This is a genomic window from Paludibaculum fermentans, from assembly GCF_015277775.1.
Lineage (GTDB): Bacteria > Acidobacteriota > Terriglobia > Bryobacterales > Bryobacteraceae > Paludibaculum > Paludibaculum fermentans.
Window position 1 is genome coordinate 3,323,876 of record NZ_CP063849.1, and the last position, 14,279, is coordinate 3,338,154.

Genomic DNA, 14,279 nt, shown 5'->3' on the forward strand with positions numbered 1-14,279 from the left:
ATCGGTAGAACCCATCATCCACCCGTCTACCTGAACGGATGCTGAACAGCTTGTTCAGGTGCCGTTCATCTGCCTGGGTTATAACAGGGGGATTGCGAGTTCTGATTGTCGAGGACGAAACGCTGATCGCCGAGCGGTTGGCAAAGGAACTGACCCAGGCCGGCTACGCCGTCGACACGGCCGCCGACGGCGAGCGCGCCGACTTCCTGGCCTACTCCGGCGACTATGACGTCGTCCTGCTCGATCTCGGCATCCCCAGGATCGACGGACTCACCCTCCTCCGCCGTTGGCGCGGCGCTGGCCTCCGCTGGCCCGTCCTCATCCTCACCGCTCGCGGAAGCTGGCACGAGAAAGTGGAAGGCATCGACAGCGGAGCCGACGACTACGTCGCCAAGCCCTTCCGCATCGAAGAGGTGCTCGCCCGCGTCCGCGCCCTCATCCGCCGCGCCACCGGAGCCGCCTCCGTCGAACTCCACTCCGGAGCCCTCACCCTCGACGTCCGCACCGCTCGCGTCACCCTCGCCGGAGACCCCGTCAAACTCACCAGCTACGAGTTCCGCATCCTGTCTTACCTGCTGCATCACCGCGACCGAGTCGTCCCCCGCACCGAACTCATCGATCACATCTACGCCCAGGACTTCGACCGCGACTCCAACACCGTCGAAGTCTTCATCGCCCGCCTCCGCCGCAAGCTCGGGCCCGCCTGCGTCGAAACGGTTCGCGGACTCGGCTACCGCATCGGAGCCGTTTAACCATGCTCCGCTCCCTGCGTACCCGCCTGATCGTCGCCTCCGTCCTGTGGACAGCCGGACTGCTGATGATCATGCACATGCTGTCGATCCTGGTGATCCACGTCTTCCCCTCCGTCCGAGGCAGGGCTTCGCTCGAGGCTGTCCTGATCGGCTTTGCCCTCATGGCGGCCGGCGTCCTGGTGGCGCGCCGCGGCCTGACGCCCTTCCGGCTCCTGCAGGCGCGGCTCGCAGCCGTGCGAACCGGCCAGGAAGCACGAGTCCAGGGAATCTACCCCACCGAGATCCGCCCCTTGATCGAAGAGATGAACGGGCTCCTGGAAAACCGAGAAGCCTCCATTCGCCGCGCCCTGGCGACAGCAGGCGATCTCGCCCATGGCCTCAAAACACCGCTGGCGCTGCTCACGCAGGAAGCCGACCGCCTGCGCGCCGAAGGCCACGCCGATACCGCGGAAGCCATCACCCAGCAGGTGGAGAAGATGGCCCGCCAGGTAGACTACCATCTGGCGCGGGCGCGAGCCGCCTCCTCCGGAGCCGCGGGCAGCGCGCGGACGCTGGTGGCGGATTCGGCGGAAGGCCTGATCCGGACGCTTCGCAAGCTGCACGCCGCGCGCACCCTGGAGATCACCGCCGACCTGCCCCCCGGCCTGACAGCCCGCATGCAGCGCGAGGACCTGGACGAGATCCTGGGCAATCTCCTGGACAATGCGTGTACGTGGGCCGCATCCACCATCCGCCTCTCGGGCAATCAATCGAACGAAGTGCTGACGCTGACAGTGGACGACGATGGCCCCGGCCTCCCACCGGAGCTGCGCGCCGCAGTCCTGGAGCGAGGAGTCCGAGCGGACGAAGCCGCACCCGGCTCCGGCCTCGGCTTGGCGATCGTCAGAGATCTAGCGGAACTCTACGGCGGCAACGTAGCCCTGGAGGAATCGCCTCAACGCGGCCTGCGGGCGCGGCTGACGCTGCCGGTTGGTTAGTTTCCTAAGCCAGGACCTTCGAATGAGAATGCAAATCCAGATCCGGCCACGACGCTAAAAGTCACAAATCTCCGCAGGCAAGTTCAACTTCTCCGATACGCAGCGCGGGCGAGCTTCTCGCCAAACCGCAGGCACGCGATTTGAAAAGCGAGTTCTTCTTCGCTCGCCCCCGGGTACTTCCGGCGGGCCGCCGCCCACTGCAGCGCGTTGCCCGCTTCCCACAACTGGACGCCAATTCGCACTCTTTCCGAAGGAGACAACTCTCGCAGCCGGCTGAAGTAGACCTCGCGAGCTGCAGCTGATGTGTCGTCTGGCGCCACGGCACATCAAGTATGTCTCATGCAGACCCCGATATAGAACCTCATCGGGTGCTCTACTCCAGCCGCAGCGCTTCCACCGGATTCACCGTCGACGCCCGGTACGCCGGCACCATCGCCGCGCCCAGGGCCGCCGTCGCCAGCAACAACGCCGATAGCCCAATCGTCCACGGATCCGTCGCCTTCACTCCAAACAACTGTGACTCCACCAGCCGTCCCAGGCCCGCCACGCACGGCAACGCGATCGCCATCCCCGCCCCCACCATCACCAGCGCGTCCCGCAGCACCAGCCAGATCGCCGAGCCGCCCGTCGCGCCCAACGCCAGCCGGATCCCTATCTCCCTCGTCCGCTGGGTCACCACAAACGACATCACGCCATACAACCCTACCAGCGACAACAGCAGCGCCAGCGTCCCGAACGCGCCCGAAAGCGTGGCCAGCATCCGCTCCGTATTCAATGACCGGTTCACCTGCTCATCCAGGGTTCGAAACGACGAGATGGGCAGGGCCGGATCCGCATTCCGGACGATGGACCTCAGCGACGCGGAAGCCTGCTCCGGAGTGCCGCGCACCTTCACATAGAAAGTACCGCCCGAGTCGTTTCCCTCCAGCATCGCGAAAAACGCCTGCTCTGCATTGTCCCGGATCCCCCGGTAGCTGAAGTCGGCCACTACACCGATTACTTCGAGATCCGGCTTGGCGTCAGGACCCGTGCATTCGCAAACCCGCATGCCCAGGGGGCTGCGCCCACCGAGGTAGCGTTTCACAAACGACTCGCTTACGATGGCCGTTCGCTGACCGAACTCGCCCACCGGACGCGTATCCCGCTCGTCGAAATCCCTGCCTGCAATCAGCCGGACACCCATGGTCGAGAAGAACCCCGGCGTCACCGCGTTCAGGTTCACGTCCCGATCGGTGCTGATCCGTTCGTTACCCTGAATCGTCATCAGGTCGTTCCAACTCCCGCCGGTCAACAGGGCATACCGCGCCACCGCCGAGGCCTGCGTGCCCGGAGCCGTGCGAATCTCCTCATGCAGCCGCCGGATCAATTGACTCGACTGCTGCGGCGTATACCCATTGCGGCGTGGGTCCAGTTGGAACGACACCAGGCTGGTGGTGTCGAAACCGGGGCCTTTCTCCAGCAGACCGGTCAATGTCCGCATGAATAACATCGCGCCAACGACCAGGATCAGGGAGAACGCAATCTGCACGGTGACGATCACTTTTCGCAGACGCACCCCGCCCGAGGCGGATCCCCCGCGTTCCCGCAGCGAGGTCATCAACGACTTCCGGCCGGCCTGCAGGGCCGGAGCAAAGCCACTCAACAGGCCCGCTGCCAGGCTCACCAGAAACGCGAAGAACAGCAGCCGTTTGTCGACAGCCGCATGCAGGTCGTTGTTCGTCACCTGGCTCGGCAGAAACGCGATCAACGTCTTCATGGCGGAAGGGGCGATCGCCAGGCCCAACAGGCCTCCGGCCAGGGCCAGCAGGACACTATCGGCCAGCAACTGCCGCCCGATCCGGCTCCTCGAAGCACCCAGGGCCAGGCGCGTGCTGATCTCCCGCTCCCGCGCCGAGCCCCGTGCCAGGAACAAACCAGCCACATTCAGGCAAGCCAAGCCGAGCAGCACACCGGTAGCCGCCAGCAGAACCCACAACGGCTGCGCCAACCTGCGCCGCAAGGGGGCATGGCCCTGCGGCGCCGGAGTCACTTCCAGCCACGAGGACAAATACTGCTTCCGGCGTTCCGCCGTGATCCGCGGAAACCCGGGCCGACCCATGTCTTCCAGCCGCATCGCCTGGAACCACGGCTCCAGCCCCGACCTGGCGCGTTCCAGCGTCATCCCCGGTTTCAGCCGGCCCAGAATCTGCATCCAACGCATCCGGCGGTTCTTCAGGCCCTTGAATCCGGGCAAGGCCTGCGACGACATCGACGCGGGGATCCACAGGGAAGGAACCTCGCCCACATCCACACCGCGAAACTGCGGCGCAGCCACGCCGACCACCGTCATCGGATACTGGTTGACCAGGACCTTCCGCCCCAACACATCGGCGGCGCCGTCCATCTGCGTCTTCCAGAAGTCGTAGGAAAGCACCACCACCGGACTCGCCTCAGCGGTCTGGTCGTCTTCCGGGCCCAGCACCCGCCCCATCGCCGCACCTACACCAAGCACCGCGAAGTAGCTGCCCGAGACGATCTCTGCGCCCGCCGGCTTCGGCTCCGACCCTGTCGACAGGTTCACGGTCGTGGCCGCGCGGCACAGCACACCGTCAAAGATCTGGGTCTGCCCCTGCAGGTCGCCGCAGATCGGATACGACATCAGGTTGTAGCTGCCGAACCCGTTCGCCAGTTGCTCGCCCCGCCAGTCCACCAGCACCAGTTGCTCCGGCTGCCGCACCGGCAGTGCATGCAGCATCACCTGATCCACCAGCGAATAGATCGCCGTCGTGGCGCCAATCCCCAGCGCCAGCGAGAGCATGGTCGTCGCCGTGAAGGAAGGATTTCGCAGGAACGATCGAGCCGAAAACCGCAGGTCATAGAGGAAGTCCCGCAGCCAGCGGCTCAGCCAGACGTCCCGCACTTCTTCCCGCACCTGCGCCAGCCCGCCCATCTCCAAAGTCGCCTGCCGTTTCGCCTCTGCCTCGGCTACGCCGGACTGAATCAGATCATTTACCCGGCGCTCGAAATGGTAGCGGAGCTCCCTGTCCAGGCCAGTCTCCAGATCCCCGCGCCGGAACCAGTTCAGAATCTTCTTCATTGCGCGGTCCCCTCATCGAAGATCAACTGCACGGCGCCCGAGAGCTTCGCCCAGCTATCCCGCTCCACCGCCAGTTGCGCCAAACCGGCCGGAGTCAGGGCGTAGAACTTGGCCTCGCGGCCCGTCTCCGATTGCTTCCATTCCGCCTGCAGCCAACCCTTCTGCTCCAACCGGTGCAGCGCCGGATACAGTGAGCCCTGGTTCACCTGCACAACCGAGCGCGAAATCTGCTCCAGCCGTTGCGCGATGCCGTAGCCGTGCGCCGGCTCCAGGGAGAGGATCTGGAGAATCAGCATGTCGAGCGTGCCTTGCGGGATGGGAAATCTGGACGGGGGCATGAATACCTCAAGCTTCTACCATTCAGCTTAAGAGCCGATAGGTCGAAGGTCAAGGCATATGGCGCGTTACAACTGCGAACCCTTGTGATCGAGCCGCCAGAGTTGGGAGACGATCAGGCCGAGCCGCTCCTCGTCGTTGGCAACGAGCTCGAAACCGGCGCCGTGCAACGCGCGGTCAATCTGCGGCAGTTTTGCGGTGCGCAGGCCGGTAAAAACGCGAAAAAAACCGTACATTACCCGGAGCCAAATCCAGGAGTGCCAGCTGGCAGGCCAAAACGACACTTGTTGGAAATCGCTGACGAGCCAAAGCGCGCTAAACGACAAGTGTTGTTTAGCCCCTTGGATGAACCGGACGGTCTCCTCATCGGACAGGCAATCCAGGAAGAAGTGGGTCACCACCAGGTCATACGGCCCGCCTGGCGGTGTTTGCAGCGCGTCTCCCTGGTGAAAGGTGACTTGCGCATCCTGAGGCAATCGCTGCCGCGCCAACCGGATCATCTCCGCGCTCGATTCCAGCACGTCCACCCGGACACCTGGGTTTTGCTCGACCAACCGGGCTGCAAACCGGCCGTCGCCCTCCCCTGCAATCAATACGTTACGGGCCCCTCGGACCAGCGGGAGGAACGCAAACCGGCGCCGCTCCAAAGCCTTGCCGAACGCGCAGTATTCGATCCAGCGGTACAGGGCGGCAATGCGGTCGGCGTTCATAACCAATAGAAAATAAAAGGAGTGAGCAGTGCGGCATCAACCAGAACGCGGCGCAGGTCCAGGCTGATACGGTGCTCGTACAGGGAGATTGCCGTGATGCCCGCCGCACTGGCCGCAACTGCTTGAAAATACCGCTGGCCGGCAAATCCCAAAGCCACCACGCCCGCCGCTGGCATCCACAGCCTGAGCCACTCCTGAAGCACCCGGGTGACGGCCTGTGGCGGTTCGCCGGCATTCAGATCGCGCCACTCCCAACCCTCGATCGCGACCAGGTTCCCGAGGCACAAGACCACAAAGAACAGCCATGGAATCAGCAGCCTGCGTGGATCCGGGCTCAAAGCCCAGGGTGCGACAAACGTCCCCAAACCAAACAGTATGGCTGCCACAAACTGTTTAGGAAAAAGAGCTTGCAGGTGAAAGAGATGCACCAAGCCCAGGTACAACAGTACGCCGGCCAACGCCAACCAGCCGGCATGCCGCACCGCGGGCCGTAACTCGAACAAACAAAGGGCGGAGTCGAAGACGAGGACAAGCACCAGCAACACCAGGCCGAAGCTGCGGTGCCGGCGGTAGAAGAGATGGCGGGGCGACTCGGGGGAGGTGGCAGGCTTCCGGACATCCAGCAGGCGATCACTCAAGTAAATCGCCCAAACTGTCAGGAATAGGACAACATGCGCGACCGGACGGAGGGGTAAAGAATAATAGCGTGCCACCAACGCTTGCCATAGCACGGCCACAACGGGGGCATCCAAACTCAGCAGGTTTGGCCACAACCAGAGGGGATCGCGGCTGCGAACTTGCGTGATGGGCTATTCCTGAATCGCGGTTTGACCTTCCACATCGCGCCAGGCGCTGATTTTGAGGCGGCGGCACACCCAGCACAGCTCTTCGGTCGAGAACGGAGCGACATCGGCGCCGCAGACCACGCAGCGGGCGCCTTTCTTGGCTCCCTTGGCCCGCACAGGTTGCCGGGGCGTCGCCGGAGACTTCGCGCGGGTACTTGGTTTTTTCATCTACTTTCAGCTAATCACGGGTGCTACCGGAATAGCAATCCCTAGATCCTCCTATAAGTTCCATCAATCGCCAGTAACGGGCACGTGAGCCGCCTCGCTACGCCGCCGGGCCCAGCGAAGCCGCGCACCCTCAACAAACGAATAGCCTACCGGCACCACCAGCAGCGTCAGCATCAGGCACAAAGTCTGTCCGCCGATGATCGTCACGGCAATAGCGGAGCGGGTCGCCGCCCCGGTGCCTACTGCAATCGCCGTGGGAATCAGACCGGCGATGATTGAAAACGTCGTCATCAGGATGGGCCGCAGGCGGATCCGGTTGGCCTCCAGAATGGCCTCTTTCAGCGGCATGCCCTCTCGAAGCAGCCGGTTCATACAGTCAATTTGGAGAATGCCGTTCTTCTTCACGATGCCTAATAGCAGGAGGATCCCCAAAGCACTGAAAAGATTCAGTGAACGGCCCGTGGCAATGAGGCTGATCAGGGCGAACGGAATGGACAGCGGCAAAGTCAGCAGGATGATGAACGGGTGGACCAGGCTCTCAAACTGGGCAGCCAGCACCATATACATGAAGATCGAGGCCAAGCCAATGGCCAGGATCATGTTGGTCGTGGTCTCTTCGAGAATCTTGACCTGTCCCGCAAAGAGCATGCGGTATCCGACCGGCAGATCGACCTGATCCACCACACGGTTTACCGCGTTGGCCGCCGCATCCAGCGTCACGCCCGGAGCGGGGTTGCCGTAGAAGCCGATGCCGTATTGCCGGGCGACACGGTCGATGCGGCTCGGGCCGAGGCCGCGTTCGAGTTTGGCGATGGAGTCGAGCCGGATCAGGCCCAGGCGGGCCGATGGCACCAGCAGGCGGCTAAGGACTTCCGGATCATCGCGCTGGCCCGGCATGAGGCGTACGGTCACCAGGTACTGCTCGCCCAATTCCTTGTAGGTAGAGATCTCGTCTTCACCGGACATCAGCAGGCGTACCGCGGTGGCCACATCGGAGACGCGGACACCCAGGTCGCTGGCCAGTTGGCGGTCAATTTGCACCTGCAATTCCGGATTGTTGAAGTTGAGATTGGCACGCATGTCGGCCAACTCCGGCTGTTTCAACAACTCAGTGAGCATGCTGCGCGCGATGGGCGCCAGTTTGGCGAAATCGGCGCCGAGCAGGGTCGCGCGAATGGGTGAGAAGGTATCGCGGCCACCCAGCACGTTGGGGAAGCTCACAGCCGGCCGGGCGTAGGCATAGTCCTTCATGATGGCGCGGATGGATTGAGCCGTATCGTTCAACGGACCGCGCTGGCCGGGCGGGACCAGCAGGATGGTAAAGCGGGCCATGGTGACGCGGTCGATAAACCCGGCACTCGACGGCACGACAGTCATCACACCGGGCACCTTTTCCACCTTCCGGGTGACTTCCATGGCCAGGCGTTCCGTGGCTTCGAGCGACGAACCTTCCGGCAGTTCCATCTGCAGGCCCAGTTCACTCTGGTCTTCCTGCGGCATCCAGTCGCGACCGATGTAGCGGTTCAGCACAAACGTCGACCCGAAGGTGACGATGCAAAGCAGGACGATGGCCCAGCGGTGGCCCAGCGACCAGTCGAGCAAGCGAACATAGCCGCGCTCCAAAGCGTTCGACTGGTGTCCGTGGGGCGCGTCGCCGGGTTTCTTGTGCTTTTTAATCTTGAGGATACGGGCACTGAGGGTGGGCGTCAGGGTGAAGGCCACCAGCATCGACACCAGGATCGAGACCGACATGGTCCAGCCGAACTGGTTCAGGTAGCGCTTCGCGTAGCCTGTCACGAAGGCGATGGGCACGAAGATGATGACCAGAGAGATCGTGGTGGCCACCACGGCCATCGAGATCTCCTTGGTGGCATCGATAGCCGCCCGCTTCGGGTCGATGTCGGGATCGGCCTCCATGAAGCGGTAGATGTTCTCAAGGACGATGATGGCGTCATCGATGACGATACCGACGGCTAGTGTTAAGGCCAATAGCGTCATCGAGTTGAGGGTGTAGTCGAGATACCGCATCACCGTGAACGTGGTGATGATCGACGTCGGGATGGCGATCGAACTGATGAGAACCGTGCGCCAGTCGCGAATGAACAGCCAGATGATGAACGAGGCCAGCAGGCTGCCGAGGACCAGGTGCTCTTCCAGGCTCTCCACCGATTTCTTGATGTAGGTAGCGGTTTCCTTAATGACGCTGAGCTTTAGCCCTGGAGGCAGCCGCTTACCGAGCAACTCGATGCGGTCCAGGGCGGAATCCACCACCTTCACCGTGTTGGTGCCGGTCTGGCGTTTGATGTCGATGAGCACGGCGGGCTTGCCCTGGTAGTAGGCGAAGGTGCGCTTCTCGGCCATGCCATCCTCGGCGTAACCGACATCCTTGAGGCGAATCGGGACGCCGTTGGCGTTCTTGATGATGATGTTATTGAACTGCTCGACGGTCTCGACACGGCCCATGGTGCGGACGCCCAGTTCGCTGGGTCCGCGGACGATGCGGCCGCCGGGCGACTCGACGTTCTCCGTCTGAATGGCGCGTTCCACTTCCTGGGCGGTCAGGTTGTAGCCATTCAGCTTGTTCAGGTCGAGCATCATGTTGATCTGGCGGTTGCGGCCGCCGTAGATGTCGGCGGAAGCCACGCCGTCGACCGTCTCGATGTCGCGGCGAACGATCTTGTCGGCCACTTCGGTGAGCTCGCGCAGGCTGACATCACCGCTGAGTGCGACGGTGACCACGGGATCGGAATCCGGATCTGCCTTGCGGACCACGGGCGGCAGCACGTTCTGCGGCATCTGGCGGACGGCGGAGGAGACCTTTTCGCGCACGTCGTCGACCGCTTCGTTGATGTCCTTTTCCAGTGTGAAGGTGACGATGACGAAGCCGCCGCCTTCGCTGACCACGGCGCGGAGTTCGTCAATACCGCTGACGGACGAAACCGCTTCTTCCAGCGGCATCACCACCTGCGAGACAACCTCTTCCGGACTGGCGCCGGGCAGCTTGAAGTTCACATAGACCGTGGCGGGGTCGGTACGCGGAAAAAGATCGACGCCGAGATCCACAAAACTGAAAAAGCCCATGACCACCAGGAACATGATGAGCATGAAGGCGAAGACGGGCCGCTGGACACAAATTTCACTTAACCGCACGACGACAGTGCTCCTGGAAGTAAATGGTGTTCCCAGGGTATCCGAAGTTACCCTCCCCAGGGCAATCCTGCTATCTTCGCGGCGAATCGTGTATGTTGAGGACTAGCGGGCGCCCCGTGTCGCGACGGCTACGTTCCGCCGATGAACTGTACATGAAGGTGCTGCGATTTCCAAGTCATTGAGAACTCGCCTGGTTTCTGCTGTCAGACTCGGCCTCGTCGTTGCCGTAGTGTGCACAACCGACCCATGTTGGGCGTTGACACCCTCAAAGCGGATCAGTCAGTACGTGTTGGAGCACTGGCACGTGAAGGAAGGACTGAGGCAGGGGACTATCCAGGCGATCGCGCAGACTCCGGACGGCTACCTGTGGCTGGGTACGCGGGATGGCATTGTCCGGTTCGACGGTGTGAGTTTCCGCACATTTCGATCCACTGATACTCCGGCCATCCGGCACAACAACATCTCCGACCTGGCGGTGGGCAAGGACGGCACGCTCTGGATTGGGCAGTCCGAAGGTGGGGTCACATCCTGGCGCAACGGGACGCTGCGGCATTTCGGCAAGCAGGAAGGGTTGGCCAGCGATTCAGTCCGATCCCTGTCACTGGGGCCGGACGGAACCTTGTGGATCGGCTTGTTTGGCGCCGGGGTAACGTCGCTGAAGGGCGGAAAAACCCAAAACTTTGCCAAGGCGGACGGGTTGCCCGACAACACTGTGCGCGCCATCTACAGTGGGTCGAACGGAGCGTGGGTGGGCACGGACCGGGGCGTCGCGCGGATTGAGAACGGACGGGTCACGCAACCTGCGTTCGCAGCGGAACTCGGGCCGGTGCTGATCAATGCCTTCCTGGAGGACCGGCGCGGGCAACTGTGGATTGGGACTGGCGGCAAGGGCCTGGCACGCTGGGCGGGAGGACGCCTGGAGTTCTTCGGGGAGGAGCAAGGCCTAAAGGGCACGGTGGTCCGCAGCATCGTGGAAGATCGCGACGGGATTCTCTGGGTAGGGACAGGGAATGCGCTCAACCGGCTGTCGGGCGGGCGCTTTGAGTCGTTCACCACGGTGAACGGGCTGGGCGACAACTACATCCGGAAGCTACTGGAAGATCGCGAAGGCAGCCTGTGGGTGGGCTTATTTGGGGGTGGACTGGACCGCCTCAAGGATGGCCTGTTTGTGAACTGGTCGAGGGAAGAGGGCCTGAGCGGCGATTTCGTCTTCTCCGTGCGGGAAATGAGCAACGGGGCCGTGTGGATGGCGACCAACGGCGGAGGCGTCAGCCGGCTGGCTGGTAGCGTGATCACACAATTTGGCGCGGCGGAAGGGATGCCCTCAGATGTTGCGCTTTCGATTGGGGAACTGAAGGACGGCACAGCGTTGTTCGGCTTCAAGGACAGGGGCCTCTGGACGTGGTCCGATGGCCGGTTCCGGGCGGTCCCGATCGATGCGGAGGCCGACAGATCCGACATCCTGGCGATCACGGAAGATGCCGCGGGCGCGCTCTGGCTGACCACGAACGCGGGCATGCGGGTGCGCCGCAACGGCGCCTGGAGCAGCCCGGTGACGCCCGCGGCGGACGACTCGCATCTGCACACCAGTGACCTGCTGGTGCGGCGCGATGGCAGTGTGTGGACCGCGGGGTCCGACGGCATCGCCAGGCTGGACGGATCGAAGCTGGTGTTTCAGCGGGATGCCTCGGGCGCCCGGCTACCGAAGGCTCATTCGCTCTTTGAGGACAGCGAGGGCATCCTGTGGGCCGCCACCAACGGACAGGGCCTGCGAATTCAGCGAAATGGGGCGTGGTTCAAGGTAGACGCGGCGAGCGGGATGCCGGTGGAGGTTCTCTACCAGGTGCTGGAAGACGGCCGGGGTGGCCTATGGATGACCAGCGATCGCGGAGTGCTGATGGCATCACGGCAGGAGTTGCTGGACGCAGCGGGGGATCCTCGAAAACGTGTGCAGTTCCGCCTCTACGGTTTAGCCGACGGCCTGCGCAGCAGTGAGTGCAATGGTGGAGGAGGAGGCCATCCGATGGGCTGGCGGGGCCGGGATGGCCGTCTCTGGATTCCCACCGTGCGTGGTGTGGCGATGGTGGATCCCAGCAGCCTGCAAGCCCACAGCGCGCCGCCTCCGGCTGTCGTGGAGGAGGTCCGGACCGGCCAGCGCAGCTACCAGTTTGGCGAACAACTGAGCCTGGGGCCCGGCATCGGCGAGCTTGAATTCCGCTACCATTCGCTGAGCCTGCGGGCTCCGGAGGGCCTGCGGTTCCGCTACCGCCTGGACGGCTTCGACAGCGAGTGGGTGGAAGCCGGCAATCGCAGGTCAGCGTTCTACACCAATCTTCCTCCGGGGCGGTACAACTTCCGGGTGGAAGTGGCCAGCAGCGAAAGCGATTGGGTGGGCGGCGGACCAGTCACGCAGGTAGAACTGCGGCCTCGCTTCCACCAGACGACGCTGTTCCGGGGCCTGGCGGTGCTGGGTCTGATCCTGCTGCTCGTCTGGCTCTCCCGCATCCGGGCAGCCCGCAGCCTGGCCGCGGGCCATGCGGCGGCGATGCGAGCTGCCTATGCGGAGATGGAGCAGAGTGTCGTTGAACGTACGTCGGAACTGGACCAGGCGAATCACATCCTGAAGGCGGAAATTGCGGAGCGGCGCGAGATCGAGGAGAAACTGCGGCGCCAGAAGGATGATTACGAGACGATCTTCAACCTGGCGCCCACGCAGATCTGGATCAAAGACACGCAGAACCGCTGCCTGCGCATCAACCGCCAGGTGACCTTGGACCTGGGGCTCTCTCCGGAGGCGGTGGAAGGGCGAACCCTGGAGGAGTTGTTCCCGCAATTCGCGGGGCAGTACTTCCAGGACGATCTGGAGGTGATCCGCACAGGCACGCCGAAGCTGGGGATCGTGGAGAAGATTAACGCCGCTAACGGCGAGGTGCGACTGCTGTTCACGGACAAGGTGCCGCGGCGCGATGCCAGTGGCGAGACGATCGGGGTCGTGTCGTTCTCCCAGGACGTCACGGACCGGCACCGCCTGGAGGAGCAACTGCGGCAGGCCCAGCGGCTGGAGAGCCTGGGGCGGCTGGCCGGCGGCATCGCCCACGACTTCAACAATCTGCTCACCGTGATCAACGGCTATGCCGAAGTGCTGGAACGCGGCGGCCAGTTGGACCCGCGGCGCATGGAGATGCTGTCGGAGATCGGCCGGGCCGGACAGCAGGCGGCGCTGCTCACCCAGCAACTGCTGGCGTTCAGCCGCTCGCAGCAATTGCGGATGGAGGTGCTGGACCTGAATGAGACGCTCACCTCCCTGGAGACGATCCTGCGCCGCCTGATCGGCGAAAGTATCGTCCTCGTGATTGAGCCGGGCGTGGACCTGAGACGCATCGAGGGCGACGCCGGCCAAGCCCAGCAGGTGTTGATGAACCTGACGCTCAACGCGCGTGATGCGATGCCGATGGGCGGAGCCTTGCGCATCGCCACACGGAATGTCGATGTGAATGCCGCGCTGGCCCAAAGCTACCCCAACGTGCCGCACGGGGCGTATGTCGAACTGAATGTGGCCGACACGGGCGAGGGGATGGACGAAGAGACGCAGCGGCGCCTGTTCGAGCCGTTCTTTTCCACCAAGGAGCAGGGCCGCGGTACAGGCCTGGGGCTGGCAACGGTCTACGGCGTGGTGACGCAGAGCGGCGGGCACATTCTGGTGCAGTCCGTACCCCGGCTGGGGACGACATTCCGAATCCTGTTCCCGGCTGTGGCAGCCGCACCCGAGGGGAAAGCCAAGACCGAGCCGGCCGCGCCCATTCCGCTTCCGGTGGCTGCGTGTGGAGGGCGGATCCTGCTGGTGGAGGATCAGCGCGATGTCCGGTCCCTGGTGCGGACGATCCTCGAGCAGGCGGGCTACACCGTGCTGGAGGCCAGCGACGTGGACCAGGCGGAAAAGATCTGGAACGAGCAACAGGAGCCGATCGACCTGCTGCTGACGGACGTCGTGATGCCGGGACGCAGCGGCATTGAACTGGCCGCCTGGGTGAGGCAGCAGAAGGGTGATTGCCCGATCCTGCTGATGTCGGGCTTTGTCGATCAGGAGTCGATGGGAGAAGAGGCGGAAGCGGTGGCGGCGAGGGCCCTGCCGATGATCCAGAAGCCGTTCAATCCCAGCGACCTGGTGGCGTCGGTCCGGCGCATGCTGGCTGGAGTTTAGGATGTCCGGGTGTGGGCCAGGCGGCGCCAAGTCATTTGCCTGCAACGCAGCGTATGGATTCGTG

10 protein-coding genes are annotated in these 14,279 nt (G+C 63.5%); 3 read left to right on the plus strand and 7 right to left on the minus strand.

Annotated features, from left to right (window positions below; genetic code table 11):
* Positions 1 to 92: 92 nt before the first annotated feature.
* Complete coding sequence (locus tag IRI77_RS12960) at positions 93 to 752, plus strand: response regulator (RefSeq protein ID WP_194452470.1); 660 nt, start codon at positions 93 to 95, stop codon at positions 750 to 752.
* Between the two features lie 2 nt (positions 753 to 754).
* Entirely contained in the window at positions 755 to 1,729 is a 975-nt protein-coding gene (locus IRI77_RS12965; RefSeq protein WP_194452471.1) for an ATP-binding protein, read from the plus strand.
* An 83-nt stretch (positions 1,730 to 1,812) separates the two neighbouring features.
* Here IRI77_RS12965 and IRI77_RS38630 read toward each other — a convergent pair whose 3' ends face one another.
* From IRI77_RS38630 to IRI77_RS12995, 7 genes are all read right to left on the minus strand, one after another.
* On the minus strand, positions 1,813 to 2,049 hold the full coding sequence (locus IRI77_RS38630) for a hypothetical protein (RefSeq protein ID WP_407674059.1): 237 nt from the start codon (positions 2,047 to 2,049) through the stop codon (positions 1,813 to 1,815).
* Positions 2,050 to 2,102: 53 nt separating this feature from the next.
* Complete coding sequence (locus IRI77_RS12970) at positions 2,103 to 4,805, minus strand: ABC transporter permease (RefSeq protein ID WP_194452472.1); 2,703 nt, start codon at positions 4,803 to 4,805, stop codon at positions 2,103 to 2,105.
* Entirely contained in the window at positions 4,802 to 5,143 is a 342-nt protein-coding gene (locus IRI77_RS12975) for a PadR family transcriptional regulator (RefSeq protein WP_194452473.1), read from the minus strand. The genes IRI77_RS12970 and IRI77_RS12975 overlap by 4 nt, the downstream gene beginning before the upstream one ends.
* A gap of 66 nt (positions 5,144 to 5,209) precedes the next feature.
* Complete coding sequence (locus tag IRI77_RS12980) at positions 5,210 to 5,851, minus strand: class I SAM-dependent methyltransferase (protein WP_194452474.1); 642 nt, start codon at positions 5,849 to 5,851, stop codon at positions 5,210 to 5,212.
* Positions 5,848 to 6,588, minus strand: a complete 741-nt coding sequence (locus tag IRI77_RS12985; RefSeq protein WP_194452475.1) for a hypothetical protein — start codon at positions 6,586 to 6,588, stop codon at positions 5,848 to 5,850. Before IRI77_RS12985 ends, IRI77_RS12980 begins: the two co-directional genes overlap by 4 nt.
* A 72-nt stretch (positions 6,589 to 6,660) precedes the next feature.
* A complete protein-coding gene (locus tag IRI77_RS12990) occupies positions 6,661 to 6,864 on the minus strand; it encodes a hypothetical protein (RefSeq protein ID WP_194452476.1) in 204 nt (67 codons plus the stop codon).
* 63 nt (positions 6,865 to 6,927) lie between these two features.
* Entirely contained in the window at positions 6,928 to 10,014 is a 3,087-nt protein-coding gene (locus tag IRI77_RS12995; protein ID WP_194452477.1) for an efflux RND transporter permease subunit, read from the minus strand.
* A gap of 304 nt (positions 10,015 to 10,318) precedes the next feature.
* Between IRI77_RS12995 and IRI77_RS13000 the strand changes: the two genes are divergently transcribed.
* On the plus strand, positions 10,319 to 14,215 hold the full coding sequence (locus IRI77_RS13000; protein WP_194452478.1) for a two-component regulator propeller domain-containing protein: 3,897 nt from the start codon (positions 10,319 to 10,321) through the stop codon (positions 14,213 to 14,215).
* Positions 14,216 to 14,279: the final 64 nt, after the last annotated feature.

Coding starts and splice junctions, on each gene's coding strand:
- IRI77_RS12965 (WP_194452471.1), top strand. CDS start 755: ATGCTCCGCTCCCTGCGTACCCGCCTGATCGTCGCCTCCGTCCTGTGG.
- IRI77_RS12970 (WP_194452472.1), bottom strand. CDS start 4,805: ATGAAGAAGATTCTGAACTGGTTCCGGCGCGGGGATCTGGAGACTGGC.
- IRI77_RS12975 (WP_194452473.1), bottom strand. CDS start 5,143: ATGCCCCCGTCCAGATTTCCCATCCCGCAAGGCACGCTCGACATGCTG.
- IRI77_RS12980 (WP_194452474.1), bottom strand. CDS start 5,851: ATGAACGCCGACCGCATTGCCGCCCTGTACCGCTGGATCGAATACTGC.
- IRI77_RS12990 (WP_194452476.1), bottom strand. CDS start 6,864: ATGAAAAAACCAAGTACCCGCGCGAAGTCTCCGGCGACGCCCCGGCAA.